The organism is Pseudorhodoferax aquiterrae (assembly GCF_014652235.1).
Classification (GTDB): domain Bacteria; phylum Pseudomonadota; class Gammaproteobacteria; order Burkholderiales; family Burkholderiaceae_C; genus Pseudorhodoferax; species Pseudorhodoferax aquiterrae.
Map to the genome: position 1 here is coordinate 40,139 of NZ_BMYK01000031.1, position 21,091 is coordinate 61,229.

Consider the following 21,091-nt stretch of genomic DNA (forward strand, 5'->3'; position numbering starts at 1 on the left):
GAACAAGACGCATCAGGGCCGTTCCGGTCCCATGCCCGTGGCGGCGAAGGCACAGCGCCGACGCCCGGCCTCCTTGGCTTCGTACATGGCGGCGTCGGCCGCGGCCAGGAGTTCCTGTTCGTCCGTGCCGAGCACGGCGCTCAGCGCCACGCCGATGCTGCAGCCCACCGTGACCGGTGTCCCGTCCTCGAGCGCGATGGGCCGTTCCACGGCTTCCATGCAACGCTGCAGCACCGGACGCACGTCCTGCGCGTCGGTGACGCCCGAGAGGATCCAGGCGAATTCGTCACCGCCCAGGCGGGCCACGGTGTCGTTGGCGCGCAGTTCGTTGTGCAGGCGCAGGCCCACCGCGCGCAAGACCGCGTCGCCGGCCTCGTGGCCGTGCCTGTCGTTGACGGGCTTGAAGCCGTCCAGGTCCATGTAGCAGACCGCGAAGGCCTGGCCCGACCGGCGGGCCTGGGCCGCGCTGCGCCGCAAGTGGTCCTCGAACAGACGCCGGTTGGCCAGGCCGGTCAGTGCATCGTGCAGGGCCAGGTGCTGGGCCTGCTCCTCGCTGTGCTTGAGCGCGTCGATGTCCACGATCATCCAGATCGATTCGGTGTCGTTGAGGGCCGCGCCGCTCAGATCGACCCACAGTGCGCCGCCGGTGCGGGTCGCGAGCTTGAGCTGGGTGCGAAAGCGTCCGTCGCGCCGCAGCGCGGGCTCGGCCGCGCGCCAGGTCTCCTCGAAGGCGGCGTCGCTGGGGTACAGGATGCGCGTGGACTGGCCGGTCAGGCCGGCGGGCGCATGGCCGAGCAGGCGCTCCACCGCGCGGTTGGCCCACAGGATCCGGCGGTCCTGGGCGCGCACCATGCCGATCATGTCGTTGTCCAGGATCAGGCTCTGCTGGCGCGCCAGACGCGAGGCGTAGGTGGTGATCGCCGCTTGGCGGCGGTGCTGCAGCAGCATGAAGCCGAACACCGCGACCACCAGGCCGAAGGTGGCACCGGCGATGCTCCAGTGCCGCCGCGCGCTGCTGGCCCATGGCGCGAGGTAGTTCTCCGTCCCCAGGCCGACCAGCACGGTCAGGGGGTAGCCCGCGACCCGGCGGTAGACCGTGATGCGCTCGACCTGGTCGAGCGCGGTGGGCGTGATGTACCAGCCGGCCTCGCGGCGCTGGGCGAAGGCACGCTGCAGTTCCGCTGACACCTCACGCCCGCCCAGGCCGCGTGTGGAGTGCGGCTCGGCGGCCGAGTAGCGCGCTGCCAGAGCCAGCGTGTCCGTGCGCAGCGAGATGGCGCCGCTTTCGCCGACCGACATCTGGGCGAACAGGCGCTGGAAATGGCTGGCCAGCAGGACCGCGTAGACCACACCACCGAACTCCCCGGACCGGGACTGCAGCCGCAATGCCACGACGATGCCCCATTCCTGCGTGAGCCGGCTGAACACCGGCTCGGAGACGATGGCGCCCGGTGCAGCACGCGCCTGCACGAAGTAGTCGCGGTCGCCCACGAAGACCGGCGCGCTGCCCTGCGGCAGGCCGACCACCACGGCACCTGCCGCATCCGTGGCGCGCAGGGCGCTCGCGAACGGCACCAGCGCGTGCTGCTCCGCGACGGCGGCACGCAGACGCTCGGCCGCAGGACGGGTGTCGGTCTGGTGCCGGTAGTCCAGGGCGACGCTGGTCAGCGCGTTCTCCACCAGGCGCAATTCGGAAGCGATCTCGATGCCGAGCGCATGGGCCACGTTGTCGGCGGCATCCCTTGCACGGGCCAGGTCGCTGCGCCGGGCCGCGTCCAGGCTGGCCCAGGTCGCCGCGAACAGGGCCAGGCCGATCAGCAGCGCGCCCACGGCGGTCCACACCGCGGTCTGCCACAGCGGACGCGTGGGCATCCGGACCAGCCTGTCTACCACCGTCGGGTTCCTCTCAGAACGTGTGAATGAACCGATCGCGCCCACGACGGGGTGCGGCGGGCCGCAGGCGAAGGCGCGGGCCGCCGCCCGGGCTCGTGCCCGGGCAAGGACCGCAACGCCCGCATGCGGCCTGGCGCGCCCCGGCCCGAAGGGCGAGGCCCCGGGCGCAACGATCATGATGGAAACGGCTGCTCATCGGGGGCCTCGCGTGGGTGTGAGCGGTTCGTTCACACGTTCTCAGCAGGGCACCGGCTGCGAACGGGTTGACCCGGTGCAAAACTTGCGGCGCACTTTATCCGCAAAACAGCTGAAATTCCGGCTTGCGAAAAGCGGACTTGCGGACGGGATGCGGTGCGTGCGGCGGCTCGGCGCCGAGGTCCGTACCGACCGTGGGTCGGGTACCCCCTACACTTGCGACCCGCGCCTGTGGCCGCAGCCCCTGGCGGCGGCGCAGCGCTTGTGCAGTCCCCGTCCGTGCCTCCCCTGACAGATCCTCCCATTCCCGCACCCGCCAGGTTGGCGCAGGACGCGTTGGCGGCGTTCGACCGCGTGCTCGCGCGGGCCACCGGCCTGCGCGCGCGTGCCGGCCAGCGCCAGATGGCCGAATGCGTGGCCCGCACCTTCGCGGCCGGCGAACTGGGCCAGGTCGAGGAGGGCGAGGAGCCTGAACGCGCCATCGCCGTGGTCGAGGCCGGCACGGGCGTGGGCAAGTCGCTGGCCTACGCAGCGCCCGCCATCGCGCTGGCGCTGGCGCGCAAGACCCGCGTGCTGATTTCCACGGCCACCGTGGCGCTGCAGGAACAGCTGGTGCTCAAGGACCTGCCGGCATTGGCGGCGGCCATGGACGAGCCCTTCCGCTTCGCGCTGGCCAAGGGCCGCGGCCGCTATGTCTGCAAGCTCAAGCTCGCGCGCCTGGCGGGCGAGGAGGGCGGTGGCGAGGACGACCTGTTCGCCGACGAGGGGGGCGACGACGGCAACGGCCTGCCGCCCGGCTCGGATGCCGAGCGGCAGGCGCGCCTGCAGTTCTACGGCGCACTGTCCAAGAGCCTGGGCCGCGACTGGGACGGCGACCGCGACAACCTGGCCCAGCCGCCCGCGCCCGAGGCCTGGTGGCCGGTGGCGGCCGAGGCCAGTTCCTGCACCGGCAAGCACTGCCCGGCCTTCAACGGCTGCACCTACTTCGAAAAGCGCCGCGAGCTGGTCGGCGCCCAGGTCATCGTCGTCAACCACGACCTGCTGCTGGCCTCGCTGGGCGGGCGCAATCTGCCGGCACTGGACAACAGCCTGCTCGTGCTCGACGAAGCCCACCATCTGCCCGCGGTGGCGCTGGAGCGTTTCGCCTGCAGCATGGATCTGGCGGCCACGGCCTGGATCGAGACCCTGGGCGCGCGCTGCAAGCGCATCGGCGGCCTGATGCTGGTGCCCGAGGCGGCCGACGCGCCGCGCCAGGCCGCCCAGCTGCAGCAGAGCCTGCACGACCTGCAGCGCCTGGTGCTGGACGTCTACGCGGCCGAGTTCGCGCAGGCCCGCGAGGGCCCGGACGGCAGCCGCGTGCGCGTGCCTGACAGCCAGCTGCCGCAGGTGCTGGTCGAGCCCCTGGAACTGGTCAGCGCCATGGCCGACAGCTTTATGGCGGCGCTGTCGGGCGTGGCCAAGGCCTTGCGCGCGCAGATCCGCGACCTGCCCGACGAGGCGCGCCGCCTGTCCGTGCTCTACGCCCAGTTGGGCATGCTCACGCCGCGGCTGGAGCAGGTGCATGCCACAGCCCAGCTGCTGCTGCAGGAGCCGGTGGATACCGCCGCTCCGGTCGCCAAGTGGTTCAGCCTGCACGGCGGCGGCGTGCGCGGCCCGCGCGTGCGCGCCCATGCCAGCCACGTGCTGCCGGGCGGCAGCCTGCGCGCCCAGCTGTGGAGCGGCGCGCGCGCCGTGGTCCTGAGTTCGGCCACGCTGCGCGCGGGCGATGCCTTCGACTTCTTCCTGCGCGAGGCCGGCCTGGCCGGCGACGAGGCCGTGGCCACGCTGGCCGTCCCCAGCCCCTTCGACTACCCGCGCCAGGGCCGCTTCATCGTGGCGGAGACGCGCGCCGACCCCAAGGACGCGGCCCGCTTCACGCCCGAGATGGTGGGTCTGCTGCAGGCCGACCTGGCCGAGGTGCGGCGTGGCGCGCTGGTGCTGTTCACCTCGCGCGAGCAGATGCGCCAGGCCGTGGCCGCGCTGGCGCCGGCGCTGCGCGCGCTGGTGCTGGTGCAGGGCGAGCTGCCGCGCACCGTGCTGCTGGAGCGCCACCGCGCGGCCGTGGCGGCGGGCGGGCCGTCCATCGTGTTCGGCCTGCAGTCCTTCGGCGAGGGCATGGACCTGCCCGGCGCGCAGTGCGAGCAGCTGTTCATCACCAAGCTGCCGTTCGCCTCGCCCGACGATCCGGTCGGCGAGACGCGCGCGGCCTGGCTGCGCGCCAACGGCCGCGACGCCTTCGTCGAACTCGTGTTGCCGGCCACGGCGATGCGGCTGGCGCAATGGGCCGGCCGTGCCATCCGCACCGAGGACGATCAGTGCAGCATCCACTGCTACGACCGGCGCCTCGTGTCCACCGCCTTCGGCCGCCGGCTGCTGGCCGCGCTGCCGCCGTTCGCGCGCTGGCGGCGCGATGCGCAGGGGCGCATGCACGCGCTGGATTGAGCGCCGCGCCGGGCCGCCCCAAGCAAGCTCGCTCCCGCCTGGCGGGACAGGCCGTAGGCCGAAGGGTGCCCCAGTGACTTCAGGCGCCGCGCCGCGCGAACAGCAGCAGACCACCCATCAGCGCGAACAGGCTGCCGCAGACGCGGTTGATCCAGCGCGCCGGGCCGCTGCGCACCAGCCAGGGCGCGAGCCGGGCCACGCCGAGCGCGCAGGCCGTCAACACGCCGAACTCCAGCGCCATGAAGCTCAGTGCCAGCAGCGCGAACTGCGGCAGCATGGGCGCGGCCGGGTCCAGGAACTGCGGGAAGAAGGCTGCGAAGAACAGCACGGCCTTGGGATTGCTGGCGCCGACCAGAAAGCCCTGCAGATAGAACGAGCGGCGCGACGGGAGTGCGGCGGCGTCGACCTGCAGTGCGGGCGCCGGACTGCGCAGCGTCTTGATGCCCAGCCAGACCAGGTAGGCCGCGCCCAACGTCTTGGCGACCGTGAAGGCCGTCTCCGAGGAGGCCAGCAGCGCGCCCAGGCCCATGGCCGACAGCAGCATCACGCACAGCACGGCCGTCACCGACCCGGCCACGCTGGTCATCGCTGCACGCGGACCGTGGTGCAGCGCGCGCGTCATGCACATGAGCATGGTGGGACCAGGCGTCACGACCAGCAGCAGCACGGCGGCCAGGTAGAGCAGGTAGGTGGAGAGGGTCATGGTTGGGCGTCTCAGGACAGAGCTTGCGCCAGCCAGGCGCGGCACCACTGGACGCCGGCGGTCTCGGCATCCTCGGCGCCACTGGCGTCGTGCGTGAAGACCTCGCCGATGCGCTTGGCACCCAGGTCCTGCAGCGCGGCATCGAACTTCAGCCCGCCTTCGACGAAGGTGGCGGCATGGGCGCCCGCGTCGCCGAGCGCGATGAGGCCGTAGCGCACCGAACCCAGGTAGCGCGGCTCGTTCAGCAGCGAGGCGTACAGCGCCTGGGCGTTGTCGGGCAGGTCGCCCGCGCCGGTGGTGGAGGTGCAGACCAGGAACAGCGCGTCCTCGTCGAACACGCCGATGTCCAGCCCGTCCATGGGCAGCACGGCGATGTCGGCCACCAGGTCGGTACAGGACAGTTCGATGGCCTGGGCCACGGACAAGGCGTTGCCGGTCACGGTGCCGACGAGGATCTTCAATTGCATGCGCGAAGCATAGCCGCGCACAGCGGCTCAGCCGACCCGCACGGTGCGGTGCAGCGCGCGGATCAGGTCCGACTGCGTGATCACGCCTACCACGCGCCGCTCTTCGTCCAGCACCGGAATGTGGTGGTGGCCGGCCTCGGAGAACAGCGGCAGCAGCTCGCTGATGTAGCGGTCGGCGCTGGCGATGCGCACCTGGCGCGTCATGATCTGGCCCACCACGTGCGGCTTGTCGTCGTGCGTGAGGCCGCTGGCGCGGATCAGGCTGCGCAGCCGCGCGCCCAGGCCCTCGATGGACGTGAAGTCCGCATGCTTCATGAAGTCGGCCACGGTCACGATGCCGACGATGCGCTGGGCCCGGTCGACCACGGGCAAGGCCTTGATGCGGCGTTCGCGCATGAGGCGCCAGGCCTCGTCCAGCGTGCAGCCGAAGGGCACGGTCAGCGGCGGCGTGGACATCACGTCGCGGCAGCGCAGCTCGCCGAACTTGCGCTCGTAAGCCGCGGCCTCGGCGAACTGCAGCAGTTGCTCCAGGTCCTGCCGGCTGATGTCCAGCACCTGGTCGTAGTGGGCCAGCGCGGCGTCCAGATCGGCCGCCGAGAAGCGGGCCGGCGCAGCCGTGGCGGCCGCCGGACGCGGGGGCACGGTGTGCGGGTAGGCCCGCCCCGTCAGCCGGTTGTAGGCCACGCCGACCAGCACGATGACCAGCGTGTCCATGAGCACGGGCGACAGCGCGAAGCCGGGTTCCACGCCCGACAGCGCCGCGAGCAAGGCCGTGGCACCACCGGGCGGATGCAGGCAGCGCAAGGCGAACATGGCGGCGATGGCCAGGCCCACGGCCAGCGGCGCGGCCAGGCCCAGGTCGCCGGCGTAGCGCGCGCACAGTGCGCCGACCAGGGCCGACACGGTGTTGCCCGCCACGGCCGACCAGGGCTGGGCCAGCGGGCTGGCCGGCACCGCGAACACCAGCACGGCCGTGGCGCCCATGGGCGCGATCAGCCCCAGCGCGGGCAGGCCCGGCGCCAGCGCATGCGCGACCAGCGAGGCGACGAGGATCCCTACGGCGCTGCCGAGCGCGGCGCGGCCGATCTCGCGCGAACTCACGCGGCCGCCAGCCACCAGGCCGGTGGTCCACAAGCCGTGGGCCAGCGCTTTCAGGCGCGCGAGGAGCGGGGAGGAATTCAAACGCGATGGCGACGCGGGCGGCGCATCCGGAAAACCCGCAACTCTATCATGGCGTGATGTTTTCAAGCGATGGCGGCGCCGCGCGCGGCGAGCAGTTCGCGCAGCAGCGAGCGGTGGCAGCGTTCCTCGTGTTCGCAGTAGCAGCCCACCGACAGGTTGGCGCCATGCGACAGCGCGGCCAGCAGGTCCAGGTTGCGGCTGGCCTCGGGGGTGTTCATCTCGCGCAGGTACTGCTTGCGAAAGCCGGCCCAGGCCTTGGCGTCGCCGGATGCCTGGGCCGCCTGGCCCAGGGCCATGGTCTCGGCGCTGGGCGCGAGGTTGGGGTACCAGCAGTCGTACCAGTTCTGTGTGGCGAACTCGGCCTTGGGCACGCCGCGCGGCGGACGGCGGACCGTGCCGATGCGCAGGCCTTCGTCGGCCGCGCGTGGCGAACCGAGGCGAACGATGCGGATGCTCATGTTGTTTGTCTCCTGCGGCAAAAACGGCCCGGTGCCGAGGTTAGAATGCCGCCCTTCGGAGCGTAGCGCAGTCTGGTAGCGCATCTGGTTTGGGACCAGAGGGTCGAAGGTTCGAATCCTTTCGCTCCGACCATCCAAGACGGCCAAGGGCGTCCGGCAGAGCTGCTGGACGCCCTTTGTCATTGGCGCCGCTTCAGCCCGGCTTGCGCGCCGTGTACTCGGAGAACACCCCGAGCTCCGTGTGCCGCTGCACCTGCTCGAAGCCGGCCTCGCGCAGCGCGGCCAGTACCGAGGCCGGCGGGATGCAGGCATCGATGGTGTCCCAGTAGTAGCGCCACAGTTCGGCGGTGTCGCGCCGGCGACCGACAACGCGCGCGACCAGCGGCACGAAGGCGCGCATGTAGGCCCGCAGCAGCGCACGGCCCACGCGGTGTTCGGGCCGTGTGATCTCCAGCACCAGCAGCCGCCCGCCCGGGCGCAGCACGCGGTGGAACTCGGCGAAGGCCGCGTGCACGTCGGCGATGTGGCGCAGCGCATAGCCCATGCTCAGGAAGTCGTGGCTGGCATCGGGCCGGGGCAGGGCCTCGGCGCGGCCCTGCAGCAGTTCCACCTGGGGCAGGCGCACCTCGCCCATCATGCCGGGGCTGGGGTCCACGCCGACCAGGCGGCCCTCCAGGCCGATCAAGCGCAGCGCCTCGCGCGCGACCAGGCCGGTACCGATGCCCACGTCCAGCACCTGCGCGCCGCTGCCCAGGCCGGCACGCTGCAAGGCCGTGCGCCGGTACCAGGGGCCGGTGCCCAGTGCCAGCAGGCGTTCGATGCGGTCGTAGTCGGACGCGGTGGCGTCGAAGATGCGGCGCAGATAGCGGTCGCGTTCGGACTCGTCTGCGTAATACGCACGCAAGGGTGCGTGCGGCGCCAACGCGGAAGGCGCCTGTCCTGTGTGATGCATCGCGCCATTATTCCCAGGAGCGGCAGCGCAGGGGGTGACGTTTGGTAGCAGACCGGCCGCGCCGGGCCCCCGAAGGCACCGCGAAAAACCGTGGAGAATCACGCGCTTCGGGCCGGGAGCCCACCGTCCCTCCGGAGACTCGCATTGACCCATCCCAACAAACGACGCACCGACGCCATGCCCGGCGTGCGGTGGATCCTGGCCGCCCCATCCGCGTGGGTGGCGGGAAGGGGCTGAGCTGGCCAGTGTCGAGAATTCTCCGGGCGTCGCTGTGGCCGCAGGCGGGCGGGGCGGCATGAGCATGCTGCGCCGGCTCTGGCAATGCACGCTGTTCTACCTGCTGCTCGCGCACCTGGGCGCCATGTCGCTGACATGGAACCTGGTGTGCATGCTGCTCTATCCGCTGCTGCCGCGCGCGCAGGGCACGGTGGTCGGCCGCGCGGCGATCTCCTCGGTCTACCGCGGCTTCTGGACCTGCGCGCAGTGGCTGGGCCTCATGCGCATCGACTACCGGGCGCTGGACGCGCTGTCGCGCGACGAGGGTCTGATCATCGCGGCCAACCACCCCTGCATGCTGGACGCGCTGCTGATCGTCGCACGCGTGCCACGCGGCATCTGCATCATGCGCGCCAGTCTCATGCGCAACCCCTTCCTCGGCGCCGGCGCCCGCATGGCGCGCTACATCCGCAACGATCCGCCGCGCGGCATGATCCGCAGCGCGGTGGAGAACCTGCGTGCCGGCGGCCAGCTCGTGCTGTTCCCCGAGGGCACGCGCACGGTGGCCCCGCCGATCAACCCGTTCCGCCCCGGCATCACGCTGATGGCGCACATGGCGCAGGTGCCGATCCAGACCGTGTTCATCGAGACCGATACCGACTACCTGCGCAAGGGCTGGCCGATCTGGCGTGCGCCGCAGTTCCCGATGGGCTTCAGGGTGCGGCTCGGCGAGCGCTTCGCACCCGAGGCCGACCATGCCGGGCTGCTCCAGCGGCTGGAACACTACTTCGCCGAAGAACTGCGCCCATGACAACGCCATCGCGCACCCATGTGCTGCTGATCCCCAGCTACAACACCGGCCCCAAGGTCTACGAGACCGTGGCCGCCGCGCGCGCGCAGTGGAACCCGGTCTGGGTCGTGACCGACGGCAGCACGGACGGCACGCCGGCCGGCCTGCAGGCCATGGCCGCGCAGGACCCGGGCCTCGTGGTCATCGCGCTGCCGGCCAACGTGGGCAAGGGCGCGGCGCTGCTGCACGGGCTGGAGCGCGCGCAGGCGGCCGGCTTCACGCATGCGCTGACCATGGATTCGGACGGCCAGCACCCGGCCGCGCTGATCCCGGCCTTCATGCAGGCCTCGCTCGCGCGGCCCGAGACCATGGTGCTGGGCCGGCCCGTGTTCGACGCCTCGGCACCGCTGCTGCGCGTGCGCGGCCGGCGCGTGTCGAACTGGTGGACCAACCTGGAGACGCTGGGCGCCGGCATCGCCGACTCGCTGTACGGCTTTCGCGTCTACCCGATCGCCGAGCTCGTGGCCCTGATGCGGCGCCAGCCCTGGATGCGCCGTTTCGACTTCGACACCGAGGCCGTCGTGCGCCTGGCCTGGCGTGGCGTCAAGCCCGTCAACCTGGACGCGCCCGTCAAGTACCTGACGGCCGAGGAGGGCGGCGTCTCGCACTTCCGCTACGGCCGCGACAACGCCTTGCTGAGCTGGATGCACTTTCGGCTCATGCTCGAGTTCGTGCTGCGCCTGCCGCTCCTGGCCTGGCGCCGTGCCACGCGGCGCCCGCCGTTCCAAGCCTGATGCACGGCCCCACGCGCCCCGGCTGGCGGGCCGAGCTCTGGTCCCGCGCGCGCGAGCTGTTCTGGCTCAAGCTGCTCGGCACCGCGCTGTGGACCACGGCCTTTTTCGTGGGCTATTTCGCGCTGCTGCGCAATCCGGTGCACCCGGTCACCGTGATGCCGCTGACCTGGGTCGACGCGCTGGTGCCGTTCCAGCCCCTCATGCTGTGGCCCTACCTGTCGCTGTGGTTCTACATCGGCATCGCGCCCGGGCTGCAGCGCGGCTTCGCGCAGCTGCTGGTCTACGGGCTGTGGACCGTGGTGCTCATGGGCGGCGGCCTGCTCATCTTCTACTTCTGGCCGACCGCGGTGCCGCCGCTGACGCTGGATCGCAGCGGCCACCCGGGCTTTGCGCTGCTCGAAGGCGTGGACGCCGCCGGCAACGCCAGCCCGTCCATGCACGTGGCCTCGGCCGTGTTCACGGGCATCCGGCTGCACGCCGTGCTGCGCGAGACCGGTGCGCCGCTTGCGCTGCGACTGGCCAACGGGGTCTGGGCGCTGCTCATCGCCTGGTCGACCATGGCCGTGCGCCAGCACGTGGCGCTGGACGTGCTGGGCGGCGCAGCCCTGGGGCTGGCGGTCGCGCTGGCCTCGCTGCGCTGGCGCCCGAGGCCGGGCTATCATGCGCCCCGCCCGTAGAACACCGTCCACCATGAGTTCCCTGCCCGCTCTCCAGGAGCTGATCCACAGCAAGTTCGGCATCGACGCCGCCACCCTGACGCCCGAAACCTCGATGCGCGAGTCGGGCTTCGATTCGCTGGCCCTGGTCGAGTTCGTGTTCGCGGTGGAGGACCAGTTCCACATCTCCGTGCCGGACGACAACACCAGCATCGACACCCTGGCCGAATTCGCGGCCCTGGTCGACCAGCTCGTCGCCGCCAAGCAGGCCGCCGCGTGAGCATGCAGGCGGTCGCCGTCACCGGCCTGGGCGTGGTCTCGCCCCATGGCTCGGACGCCGCCGCCATGTTCGAAGCCCTGCTGCAGGGCCGCTCGGCCATCGCGCCCGTGTTCCCCGAACTGCCCAAGCCGGCCTGTGCCGCCACCGTCGCCTTCGACCCGCTGCAGTGGTTCACCAAGATGCAGCTGACCGGCGTGGACCGCGTGAGCCAGCTGGCCGTGGCCGCCGCCGACCTGGCGCTGCGCGACGCCGGCGTGCCGGGCGATGTGGCCCCGGAACGCCTGGGCGTCTATGCCGGTTGCGGCATGGGCGGCGCCGCCGCGCTGGAGGCCGCCTACCGCGGCGGAGGCCGCGTGCCGCCGCTGACCATCCCGGCCTTCATGCCCAACGCGCCGGCCGCCCATGTGGCGATGCGCCACAAGGTGTTGGGGCCGGTGCTGACCTATTCCGTGGCCTGCGCCTCGTCCGCCGTGGCCATCGCCGAGGCCGCCGCCGCCGTGCAGCGCGGCGATCTCGACGTGGCGATCGCCGGTGGCAGCGAGGCCCTGATCGTGCCTGGCGTGGTGCTGGCCTGGCAGGCCATGCACACGCTGGCCGCCTTCGACGAGGGCATGGCGGCCACCAGCGTGCGGCCCTTCGCGGCCGACCGCAGCGGCTTCGCGCTGGGCGAGGGCGCGGCCTTCGTGGTGCTCGAGTCGGCCGAACGTGCCCGCGCGCGCGGCGCGCGCATCCACGCCCGGCTGGCCGGCTGGGGCATCAGCAGCGACGCGGCTCACCTCACCAAACCCGACGCGGCCGGCCAGGCCCGCGCCTTGAATGCCGCACTGCGCCGCGCCGACCTGGCACCGCGCGACGTGGGCTACTGCAACGCGCATGGCACGGCCACCAAGGCCGGCGATCTCGTCGAATGCGAGGCGCTGGCCCAGGTGTTCGGCGATGCACTCCCCGGTCTGGCCGTCAGTTCCACCAAGGCCTTGCACGGCCACCTGCTGGGCGCGGCCGGCGCGCTGGAGGCCGTGGTCACGGTGCAGGCGCTGGCGCAGCGCCGGCTGCCGCCCAACGCCCATTGCAGCGCGCCGGATCCGGAATGCCGCGTGCCGCTGGTGCCTGCCGAGGGCGCGGCAGCGCCGCAGCTGGCGGCCGCGATCAGCAACTCCTTCGCGTTCGGCGGCACCAATGCGGTGCTGCTGTTCACGCGGGACTGAGGTTCGGAAACAGGAGGTTCTGCGCCGCAGGCGCGGCCGGCCGCTGCGCCATCACGGCGCGCAGGGGCTCGGCCGGCAGGCCTGGGTGCTGGCGCAGCGCGCGGTCTATGAGCTGCTCGGCGAGCTGGTGCAGCAGCTGCAGGTTGGCCTGCAGCCGCGCATCGAAGGCGGCCTGGTCCAGCCGGTCGGCGAGGCCACGGTTCATTTCGGCGAACCATGCGAGCTTGGCCTGGTCCAGCATGCGGCGCGGCCGTGCACCGCCGTCCACGGCACCCCAGGCCCGCAGGAAGTGCTGCACGGCCACGTTCAGGCGGTGCGACCAGGCCAGGTCGTCCTGCAACCGCGCCATGGTCTGCACCTCCACCAGCTTGCCCTGGAAGAACAGCTGGCACATCACACCCCAGTAGAAGGTGTAGTCCCACAGCACCTTGAGCGGCATCACCTCGGCGCTGGCGAACAGCGGGTACTGGCCCGTGTAGATCGGCAGCATGGCCTCGTACAGCGAGAAGTAGATGCGCTCGTACAAGGGGGCCAGCATGCCCACGGGTGCTTTGGCGCGGTCCTGCGCGACGAGCTCGGTCACGAAGCTGTTGGAGATGGCGATGAAGTCGCCGCCCGGCGAGTAGAAGGGGTCCAGGAACAGCCCGGCCTCGCCCGTCAGCGCCCAGCGGTCGCTGCCGCTCCAGACCTTCTTGCAACCGTAGGAGAAGCGCTTGAAGAACGCGAAGTCCTGCAGGCCGTCGCGCTTGGTGTCCAGGTCGGCGTGCAGCTGCGGCTGGTGCACGCGCAGCCAGTCCATGGCCTTGTCGAAGCTGTTCATGCCCTCCAGCGGATGCAGTGCCGGGTCGGCCACGATGCCCACCGAATGCGAGCCCGAGGCCAGCGGGATCAGCCAGACCCAGTAACCCGCGCCGACCAGGTGGTTGGTGGAGAGCCAGCGGTTCGGCGGATTGCAGCGCGCCAGCCATTCGGCGTCCTGCGTCCAGGCGGCCACGTCGATGCGCCGGTCGATGCGGAACCAGACGGCGTGGGCCGCGTGGTCGTTGGTCTGGGCCAGATCGAGCCGACGCTTGAGGAGGCCGGCGCGGCCGCTCGCGTCCACGAGCCAGTCGGCCGTGGCTTCGTGCGCCTGGCCGCCATGGTCGAAGCGCACCGCATGCCGCTCGCCCTTGCGGCCCAGCGTGAAGTCGCGCACCAGTGCGCCGTCGCGGTGCTGCACGCCGGCGGCCTGCACCATCTGCGCGAGGTCGTTCTCCAGCATGCCGCGGTCGAGCTGGTAGCTCTGCGTGGGCAGGAAGGTGCTGGCGCCCAGCTCGGTGACTTCGGTGAGGTCGGGCGCGCCATCGCTCCAGAAGAAGCGAAAGCCGAACTTCTTGAGCTGGCGCTCTGCGAGGTAGTCCTTCAGGCCCAGCACCTGCGACAGGTAGTGGGCCTGGATCTCGACCGAGGATTCGCCGACCTTGTGCGCGGCCTCGGGCAAGGGGTGGGTGCGGCGCTCCAGCACCAGCACATTGAGGTGCTGCATGCGGCGGCGCAGCTGCAGGGCCAGTGTCAGGCCGGCCAGCCCGCCGCCCAGGATCACGACGTCGTGGTGCATGTTCAGACCATCCCTCCGTTGATGGAAATGACCTGGCCGCTGATGTAGCCGGCCGCGTCCGAGGCCAGGAAACCGACCAGCGCCGCGACTTCCTCGCCCGTGCCGGCCCGCTTCATGGGCACGATGCGCTCGATGGTGGCCTTGTCGAAGTCCTGCGCCATACCCGTGTCGATGATGCCGGGCGCCACCGCGTTGACCGTGATGCCGCGGCTGGCCAGCTCCAGCGCCAGCGACTTGGTGGCGCTGTTCAGCGCGCCCTTGGCCGCCGCGTAGTTGACCTGGCCGCGGTTGCCGGCCACGGCCGACATCGACGAAATGTTGACGATGCGGCCCCAGCGCGTGCGCACCATGGGCATGGTGAGCGGCTGCGTGACGTGGAAGAAGCCGTTCAGCGAGACGTCGATGACCTGCTGCCACTGTGTGGGCCGCAGCGCCGGGAAGGCCGCGTCGTCGTGCAGGCCGGCGTTGTTGACGAGGATCTGCACCGGCCCGGCCGCGAGCAGCTGGGAGCAGGCCGCGGCGCTGGCCTGCGCGTCCGTCACGTCGAAGGCCACGGCCTCGGCGCTGCCGCCGGCCGCAACGATCTCCTCGGCCAGGGCCTGGGCCGCGGCCAGACGCCGGTTGGCGTGGACGATGACGTGGTGGCCATCGCGCGCGAGCTGCAGCGCGATGGCGCGGCCGAGGCCGCCGCTGGCGCCGGTCACGAGGGCACGTTTTCGGGTGGGAGTGTTCATGCAGCGAGCGGCGTGTTCAGCACGACGGCGGCCCGGCCTTCGGCCACGGGCTGGCCCGCGTGCTGCACGCGGAAGTGGTAGAGGATCTGCTGCGCGTCGCCGGCCTGGCGCTGCGCTTCGATGGTCAGCGCGCCGGCCAGATCGTCCAGCCGCAGCCGGTGGAACTGCACGCCGCGCGCGCTGGCGAGGAAGCCCGGGCGGGCCGCGTCTGCCGCGTCGTCGGCCTGCTGGCCGATCAGCGCGCCGTGCAGGGCCATGGCCTGGGCCGCATACTCGATCGCGCAGGGCGCGAGCAGGCCCGAGGCCGTGCGCAGCGGGTTGTCGGCGTCGCGGTGGCTGCTGGCGCTGCAGACGATGGTGTGCGCGTCCCAGCGCTCCAGCCGCGCCAGCAGGCACATGCGGCCGCTGTGCGGGATCAGCCGCGCGATGCCGGCCGCATCTAACACGGCGCCACCTCGACCTGCAAGGCCAGATCGTCCAGGTAATGCAGACGCAGCGTGGCCGAGGACTGTCGGGCCAGCGCCTCGAGCAGCGGCAGCGCGGCAGCCGCGGGGATGGCGCAGCGCAGGCTTTCCAGCGAAGCGTCGGCACACGCGCTCGGGCCGCCGTCCGGCGCGACCGGGCGCACGCGCAGCTGGCCCAGGCTGGCGGCACTGCGCTCGGGTGCGAGCAGCAGCGCCACACCGAAGTTCTCGGGAATCGGCCGCTTGCTGTTCAGCGGCTCGGGATAGGGCAGGTCGTAGGCCACCAGCAGCAGCGGCCGGGCCTCGGCCTGCTGCGTGGCCGCGGCCTCGAGCAGGCCGGCGGCGAAGCTGCCGTCGTGGGCGCACAGGCTGGTGGAGCTGGCCCGGCTGGCCACGGCGATGTGCCAGTAGCCGGCCGCGGCGTTGTGCACCGAGTTCGTGAAGCGCGTGGGCGAGATCAGTGGGTTGGGCACGGCCAGCGCCTCGCACAGCGAATGGCAGTTCGCGCCTTCACCGCCCGAGGAGGTGAACACCGTGGCAAGCGTGGACGGGTCGGAGCCGGCCTGGGCGATGGCGGCATCGGCCACGGCCATGGCCAGGCGCATCACGGGCCCGGCGCGCCGGCGTTCGGCCGGCGGCAGGCGCGCGGGCGGCACCAGTTGGGTCGGTGCAAAGGCATGGGCGGCCTCACCGCGCAGCACGGCTTGCGCCGTGGCCCAGTCCGGCAGGCCCGGGCCCAGCAGGCCGATGCCCTCGACGTAGAGCGGGTTCATGCACGGTCCTTTCCAAGCACCAGGCTGGCGTTGGTGCCGCCGAAGCCGAAGGAGTTGCTCAGCACGCGGCGCAGCGGTGCATTGCGGTTGTGGTCCAGGTAGGGCACGTGCAGTTCCGGGTCGGGCTGCCGGCGGTTCAGGCCACCGGGCATGAAGCCGTGCTGCAGGGCGAGCAGGCTGATCGCGGCCTCCACGCCGCCGGCCGCGCCCAGTGTGTGCCCGGTCGCGCCCTTGGTCGAGCTGCACGGCGGCGTCGCGGCGCCGAACACGGCGCGCACGGCGCGGTCCTCCGAGGCGTCGTTGGTCGGCGTGGCCGTGCCGTGCAGGTTGATGTAGTCAATGTCGGCCGGCGCGAGCGCGGCGGCGTCCAGCGCGGCGCGCATGGCGGCGATCGCGCCGGCGCCCTCGGGGTGTGGCGTGCTCATGTGGTGGCCGTCGTTGGTCTCGCCCACGCCCAGCACCCAGCCCTCGGGCGCGTCGGCATCGCGCTCGATCAGCGCGAAGGCCGCGGCCTCGCCGATGGACAGGCCGCGGCGCTGCGCGTCCCAGGGCCGGCAGGCCTCGGGTGCGAGCAGTTCCAGCGCGTTGAAGCCGTACAGCGTGGTCAGGCACAGGCTGTCCACGCCGCCGACCACGGCCGCGTCGATCCAGCCGGCCTGCAGCATGCGCTGCGCGTTGCCGAACACCTTGGCGCTGGACGAGCAGGCCGTGGAGACGACGAAGCGCGGGCCCGCCAGCTGCAGCGCCTCGGCCGTGAACAGGGCCAGCGAGTAGGTGTTCTGGGTCTCCGCGTAGCGGAACGCCTCGGGCAGGCTGCCGTCTTCCTGGCGGTTGCGGTAGGCCAGCTCGGTCTGCAGCAGGCCCGAGGTGCTGGTACCCAGGAACACGCCCACGCGGCGCGCGCCCCAGCGTTCGCGGGCTCGCGCGACGGCATCGACGAAGCCGTCCTGCGACAGGCCCAGCCAGGCCAGGCGGTTGTTGCGGCAGTCCAGCGTGGCCAGCGGCGCGGGCAGGCGCACGCCGTCCACGCCCTCGACCTCGCCGGCCCAGGTGGACAGGGGTAGGTCCATGAAGCGCAGCGGCGCCAGGCCGGAGCGCTGCGCCTGCAAGGCCGCCAGGGTGGCAGCGCGGCCGGCGCCCAGCGCGGTCGTCAGCGTGAAGGCAGAGATGGCAAGAGGGTTCATTCCTTCACTTTCGCGATCAGCAGGACATTGGCGAAGGGCGTGCCGGCACTCATGGGCCGGCTGCTCACGGCGAAGCCCAGCCGCGTGAGCTCGGCCGACCACTCGGCCAGCGTGCGCCCGTACTGCGGCAGCACGCGGTGGCCGCGCACGCGCGTGACCACGGCGTCGACCCACTGGCTGATGGCGAAACCGCGCCGCGCCGCCGCGTCGCCCACACGCAGCAGCAACAGGCCGCCGGGCGGCAGCGCGGCACGCACGCGGGCCAGCACGGCGTTCTGCTCGGCGATCGTGATGTAGTGCAGCACGTCCAGGATCACCACGGCATCGGCCGGCGGGAATGCCGTGTCGCGCATGTCGCCGCAGACGAAGCGGGCCTGCGCGCCGAGCGGCGCGAGCGCGGCGCGGGCGCGTTCCACGTCGCGCGGCATGAGCTCGATGCCGGTCACCTGGGCCGGCGCCGGTGCCGGCGGCCAGGCGGCCGGCCAGCGGCCCGCGCGGGCCTGGGCGCCGCTGCTGGTGAGCAGGCTGGCCAGGAGCCCCTGGCCGCAGCCGATGTCCAGCACATGGGCGCCGGGACGGATGTGGCCGGCTTCGATCAGGTGGCGGAACACCGGGTCCATGGACAGCTTGCCGCGCGCGAAATGCCAGGCGAAGCGGCCGGCCGCCCGGTAGGGCGCGCAGGCCCGCTCGCGCAGGGAAGTCCAGGCTTGAGACGGGTTCAAGAGTGCAAGGCCTCGGGGACGGTGACGGGCGTGAGGCCGGCATGGCGCAGCCGCGCGAGCAGCAGCGGCAGGGCCTGCAGTACCACGGGGCGGCCATCGGCCATGGGCGCGCCATGGCGGTCGTGAAGCAGCACGATGTCGCCGGCGGCCAGGCCGCGGGTCAGGCGCGCGAGCACGGCCTGCGGATCGGCCTCGCGCGTGTCGAAGCCCCGCCGCGTCCAGCTCACGAGCCGCAGGCCCAGCGCGTGCAGCACCGGGTCCAGGAACAGGTTGCGCAGGCCGGCCGGTGCGCGAAAGCAGCTGGGCCGCTCGCCCGTGGCCTGGGCGATGCGGTCCTGCGCCTCGCCGATCTCGCGGCGCAGCGCACGCGGCCCCTGCACCGAGAAGTCGTGGCGGTGGCGCAGGCTGTGGTTCTGCACGCTGTGGCCGCGCCGCACGATCTCGCGCGCCAATGGCGCGTAGCGCGTGGCCTGCTCGGCGATGCAGAAGAAGGTGGCGCGTGCGCCGTGCGCGTCCAGGATGTCCAGCACCTGGGGCGTGACGGTGGGGTCGGGGCCGTCGTCCAGCGTCACGGCGATCGCGCCGCGCGCGATGGCCGGGGCGGGCAGGCGCAGCAGGTTGGGGCCGAGCCAGGTCGAGCGTGGCCACAGGCCGGTGGCCGTCAGCAGCGCGTGGTCCAGCACCACGGCGCCCAGCGCCCAAGGCCACAGCGGCGGCGCGGCGGCCGCCAGGCCCGCCGCGCCCAGGTGGCAGGCCGCGCTGGCCTTGAGCAGCAGTGGCGCACGCCAGCGCTGCGCGGGGGCGGAGGAGGCGGCGGCAGCGTGCATCGGCCCGGAATTTACTGGACGCGCGCCGCAGCGCGTGTAGGAATGAAGGCCGCGGACAGCAGCAGGCACAGCACGATGCCGGGCGCCACGACCTGGCCCAGTGCCGACAGCGTGGGGATGCTGGACAGCGCGAGCAGGAAGAACGAGGTCGCCGCCGTCACGTTGGCCAGTGCCAGCGAGGCCAGCAGGTCCTCGTCCACCGGCATGGGGCCGGGACCGCGGTGCGCGTCCTGCTCGGCGCGCAGCTGGTCGAAGAACAGCGCGTAGTTGGAGCCGATGGCCACGGTCAGCAGCAGGCCGACCAGGTGCAGGATGCCGAGCTCGACGCCGGCCAGTGCCAGCGTGGCGATGACGATCAGCGACGCCGCGCCGACCGCCTGGGCGATGCGCCACAGCCGCGCCCAGGAGCGCAGGTGCACGAGCAGCACCAGGCACAGCGCGAGCGCGCCGAACGCGGCCTGCACGCCGGCCTCGTGCAGGTAGCGCGCGTACATGCCGCGCAACTCGCCCGCGATGTCCACCACCTGCACCTGGGGCATGTCGGCGAAGGCGGCACGCAGCGCCGCGGTGTCCAGCGGCTGGCTGCCCTGACTCAGCGTGAGCATGCCACGCCAGGGACGCTCGCCGCCGCCCGGCACCATGAGCGCGTCGAAGGCCGCGGCCAGCGGCGTGCCGTCCAGCGCGGCGCGGGTGAGCAAAGGCTGGCCGCGCGCGCGCTCCACCTCCTCGACGAAGGGGGCGAGACGGGGCGAGGCGATCGGGCCGTCCTGCGTCGCCTGTTCCAGGCGTCGGCGCAGCTCGCCGGTGTCCGGCAGCGCATCGCGCCGGGCCTGCTGCAGGGCGGGGCTGGGCAGGATGCGCGCGGGCGAGGCATAGCCGGCCAGCTGGCCCGCGGCCACGAGCCGGTCCAGCCGCGCACCGGCCGCCTCGGCCGCCTGCAGCACGCCGGCCTCGTCGGCAGCGGCCACGGCCACCACCACGCCGGGATCGCTCGCCCCGAGGTCGCCGCGCAGCGATGCGTCCAGTTGCAGCTTGTCTTCGCCCACGGGGCTCAGCGCCGCGAGGTCGCCGCGCCAGGGCGAAGGCAGCCAGGCCAGCGCGACGGCGGCGGCGACGGCCAGCGCGGCGAGCGGCCAGCGCAGCCGCTGCAGCCAGCGCATGGCCACCGCGACACCGCGGCCCAGGTGGCGGCGCAGGCCCAGGCCGGGCGCGCCGTCCGGCGCCACCGCGGTCAGCACGAGGCGCGTGGTCAGCGCCGCGCCGGCCAGGCCGGCGACCGAGAACAGGCCCAGCTGGGCCAGGCCCGGAAAGCCCGAGAACAGCAGCGCCGCGAAGCCGCACAGCGAGGTCCACAGACCCAGCCGCACCGTGGGCCAGCCGACCTGCAGCCAGCGCCGCGCGCCGGCGCCGGTGTGCGGGGCGCCGCGGGCCTGGATCAGGTAGTAGATCGCGTAGTCCACGGCCTCGCCGATCAGCGTGGTGCCGAAGCCCAGCGTGATGCCATGCACGTTGCCGAACGCCAGGCTCACGGCCGCGATGCCGGCCAGCACGCCGGTGCTGACGGGCAGCAGCGCGGTGAACAGCGTGCGCAGCGAACCGCCGAAGGACAGCAGCAGCAGACCGACGACGATCACGCCACCGGCCATGGCGAGCTTCTCGACCTCGGTCTTGATCTGCGCGCGCGACGCGACCGCGAAGCTGCCGGCGCCCGAGACCAGCAGCGTGAGCGCGGGCGCATCCGCCTGCTGCGCGAAGCGCGCGCGCACCAGGGCCAGGGCCTGCTCCTGGCCGTCCAGATCGCCGCCGTCGGCATGCGTGGTGGCCAGCAGCACGGCGCGCGCCCCGTCGCGCGAGACCCAGACGCCGCCCTCGCTGCGCGGCGCCTGGGCCGGCAGCATGTGCTCGGCCATGCGCAGCGTCTCGCCCGTGGGGTCGCGCAGCAGGATGGGTTTGACGAGGCTGCCGGCCGGCGTGCCGAGCAGGCTGGTGGTCTCGTCGATGGCCTCGCGCAGGCCCTCGGCCGTGAAGCGCTGCGCGTCCACGCCCGGGCTCAGCAGGTAGCGGTGCGCGAACAGGAACTGGCCGGTGTCGGCGAAGGCGCTGTTGTCGCCGTTGTGCACGGCGTCGAAGGCGCCGCTGGCGCGCAGGGCCCGGCCCAGCTCCAGCGAGGCGCGCGCACGCTGCTCGGCGTCGCCGCCCTCGAGGCCGATCAGCACGAGGCGCGAGGCCACGCCGCTTTGCAGCTGGTCCAACAACACGGCCTGCTCGGCGCTCGGGTTGCGCGGCAGAAAGGCCGACAGGTCGGCCACGTAGTGCGTGCGCGCCGTGATGACGGCCGCGACCAGCACGAACAGCAGCCAGAGCAGGACGGCGGTGTGGCGCAGCCTGCGCATCAGAACGGGGCCCGTGCGCTCATTCCAGCGCGCCACTTGAAGCGTACGAACCGGCGCGCATGGCACTGGTCGAGAGGCCGCGGAGCAGGCCATGCGAGTGCAGCCGCGGAACGGGCTCCGCCCGG

At 72.6% G+C, this 21,091-nt stretch carries 20 protein-coding genes and 1 tRNA gene; 7 read left to right on the forward strand and 14 right to left on the reverse strand.

Going from position 1 to position 21,091, the window contains the following annotated elements; all coding sequences use genetic code 11:
- Positions 1-12: 12 nt before the first annotated feature.
- Positions 13-1,872, reverse strand: a complete 1,860-nt coding sequence (locus IE209_RS28805) for a sensor domain-containing diguanylate cyclase (protein ID WP_189690327.1) — start codon at positions 1,870-1,872, stop codon at positions 13-15.
- Between the two features lie 495 nt (positions 1,873-2,367).
- Here IE209_RS28805 and dinG point away from each other — a divergent pair, with 495 nt between their 5' ends.
- On the forward strand, positions 2,368-4,569 hold the full coding sequence (gene dinG / locus IE209_RS28810) for an ATP-dependent DNA helicase DinG (protein ID WP_229883108.1): 2,202 nt from the start codon (positions 2,368-2,370) through the stop codon (positions 4,567-4,569).
- Positions 4,570-4,648: 79 nt separating this feature from the next.
- On the opposite strand, the gene IE209_RS28815 is transcribed toward dinG, so the two are convergent.
- The 4 genes from IE209_RS28815 to IE209_RS28830 form a co-directional block, all read right to left on the reverse strand.
- Positions 4,649-5,272, reverse strand: a complete 624-nt coding sequence (locus tag IE209_RS28815; RefSeq protein ID WP_189690328.1) for a LysE family translocator — start codon at positions 5,270-5,272, stop codon at positions 4,649-4,651.
- An 11-nt stretch (positions 5,273-5,283) separates the two neighbouring features.
- Positions 5,284-5,739: a flavodoxin domain-containing protein gene (locus IE209_RS28820; protein ID WP_189690329.1), complete on the reverse strand. Its 456-nt coding sequence runs from the start codon at positions 5,737-5,739 to the stop codon at positions 5,284-5,286.
- Between the two features lie 27 nt (positions 5,740-5,766).
- Positions 5,767-6,921, reverse strand: a complete 1,155-nt coding sequence (locus tag IE209_RS28825; RefSeq protein ID WP_229883109.1) for an HPP family protein — start codon at positions 6,919-6,921, stop codon at positions 5,767-5,769.
- Positions 6,922-6,983: 62 nt separating this feature from the next.
- Positions 6,984-7,379 carry a DUF488 domain-containing protein gene (locus IE209_RS28830; RefSeq protein WP_189690330.1) on the reverse strand — a complete coding sequence of 132 codons (396 nt, stop codon included), beginning with the start codon at positions 7,377-7,379 and terminating at the stop codon, positions 6,984-6,986.
- A gap of 56 nt (positions 7,380-7,435) precedes the next feature.
- Here IE209_RS28830 and IE209_RS28835 point away from each other — a divergent pair.
- Positions 7,436-7,512 (forward strand) — tRNA-Pro (locus IE209_RS28835).
- A gap of 60 nt (positions 7,513-7,572) precedes the next feature.
- On the opposite strand, the gene IE209_RS28840 is transcribed toward IE209_RS28835, so the two are convergent.
- Complete coding sequence (locus IE209_RS28840; protein ID WP_189690331.1) at positions 7,573-8,331, reverse strand: class I SAM-dependent methyltransferase; 759 nt, start codon at positions 8,329-8,331, stop codon at positions 7,573-7,575.
- A gap of 295 nt (positions 8,332-8,626) precedes the next feature.
- Between IE209_RS28840 and IE209_RS28845 the strand changes: the two genes are divergently transcribed.
- From IE209_RS28845 to IE209_RS28865, 5 genes are read left to right on the forward strand one after another with little or no spacing between them, the layout of a single operon-like run.
- Entirely contained in the window at positions 8,627-9,358 is a 732-nt protein-coding gene (locus IE209_RS28845; RefSeq protein ID WP_189690332.1) for a lysophospholipid acyltransferase family protein, read from the forward strand.
- Positions 9,355-10,131, forward strand: a complete 777-nt coding sequence (locus IE209_RS28850) for a glycosyltransferase family 2 protein (protein WP_189690333.1) — start codon at positions 9,355-9,357, stop codon at positions 10,129-10,131. The genes IE209_RS28845 and IE209_RS28850 overlap by 4 nt, the downstream gene beginning before the upstream one ends.
- Positions 10,131-10,808, forward strand: a complete 678-nt coding sequence (locus tag IE209_RS28855) for a phosphatase PAP2 family protein (protein ID WP_189690334.1) — start codon at positions 10,131-10,133, stop codon at positions 10,806-10,808. Before IE209_RS28850 ends, IE209_RS28855 begins: the two co-directional genes overlap by 1 nt.
- Before the next feature lie 13 nt (positions 10,809-10,821).
- Positions 10,822-11,067 carry an acyl carrier protein gene (locus IE209_RS28860; protein WP_145548064.1) on the forward strand — a complete coding sequence of 82 codons (246 nt, stop codon included), beginning with the start codon at positions 10,822-10,824 and terminating at the stop codon, positions 11,065-11,067.
- A gap of 2 nt (positions 11,068-11,069) precedes the next feature.
- Entirely contained in the window at positions 11,070-12,272 is a 1,203-nt protein-coding gene (locus IE209_RS28865; protein ID WP_189690344.1) for a beta-ketoacyl-[acyl-carrier-protein] synthase family protein, read from the forward strand.
- Here the strand turns inward: IE209_RS28865 and IE209_RS28870 are convergent.
- From IE209_RS28870 to IE209_RS28905, 8 genes are read right to left on the reverse strand one after another with little or no spacing between them, the layout of a single operon-like run.
- Positions 12,259-13,869 carry an NAD(P)/FAD-dependent oxidoreductase gene (locus IE209_RS28870; protein WP_189690335.1) on the reverse strand — a complete coding sequence of 537 codons (1,611 nt, stop codon included), beginning with the start codon at positions 13,867-13,869 and terminating at the stop codon, positions 12,259-12,261. The genes IE209_RS28865 and IE209_RS28870 overlap by 14 nt on opposite strands.
- Before the next feature lie 2 nt (positions 13,870-13,871).
- A complete protein-coding gene (fabG, locus tag IE209_RS28875; RefSeq protein WP_189690336.1) occupies positions 13,872-14,603 on the reverse strand; it encodes a 3-oxoacyl-ACP reductase FabG in 732 nt (243 codons plus the stop codon).
- A complete protein-coding gene (locus IE209_RS28880) occupies positions 14,600-15,049 on the reverse strand; it encodes a hotdog family protein (RefSeq protein ID WP_189690337.1) in 450 nt (149 codons plus the stop codon). The genes fabG and IE209_RS28880 overlap by 4 nt, the downstream gene beginning before the upstream one ends.
- Complete coding sequence (locus IE209_RS28885; RefSeq protein WP_189690338.1) at positions 15,043-15,840, reverse strand: beta-ketoacyl synthase chain length factor; 798 nt, start codon at positions 15,838-15,840, stop codon at positions 15,043-15,045. The genes IE209_RS28880 and IE209_RS28885 overlap by 7 nt, the downstream gene beginning before the upstream one ends.
- The gene (locus IE209_RS28890) at positions 15,837-17,024 is read right to left on the reverse strand and encodes a beta-ketoacyl-[acyl-carrier-protein] synthase family protein (protein ID WP_189690339.1); all 1,188 of its coding nucleotides are present in this window, start codon (positions 17,022-17,024) and stop codon (positions 15,837-15,839) included. Before IE209_RS28890 ends, IE209_RS28885 begins: the two co-directional genes overlap by 4 nt.
- Positions 17,021-17,746: a class I SAM-dependent methyltransferase gene (locus IE209_RS28895; protein WP_229883110.1), complete on the reverse strand. Its 726-nt coding sequence runs from the start codon at positions 17,744-17,746 to the stop codon at positions 17,021-17,023. Before IE209_RS28895 ends, IE209_RS28890 begins: the two co-directional genes overlap by 4 nt.
- A complete protein-coding gene (locus IE209_RS28900; RefSeq protein ID WP_189690340.1) occupies positions 17,743-18,573 on the reverse strand; it encodes a polysaccharide deacetylase family protein in 831 nt (276 codons plus the stop codon). Before IE209_RS28900 ends, IE209_RS28895 begins: the two co-directional genes overlap by 4 nt.
- A gap of 11 nt (positions 18,574-18,584) precedes the next feature.
- Positions 18,585-20,966: an MMPL family transporter gene (locus tag IE209_RS28905; protein WP_189690341.1), complete on the reverse strand. Its 2,382-nt coding sequence runs from the start codon at positions 20,964-20,966 to the stop codon at positions 18,585-18,587.
- Positions 20,967-21,091 lie beyond the last annotated feature (125 nt).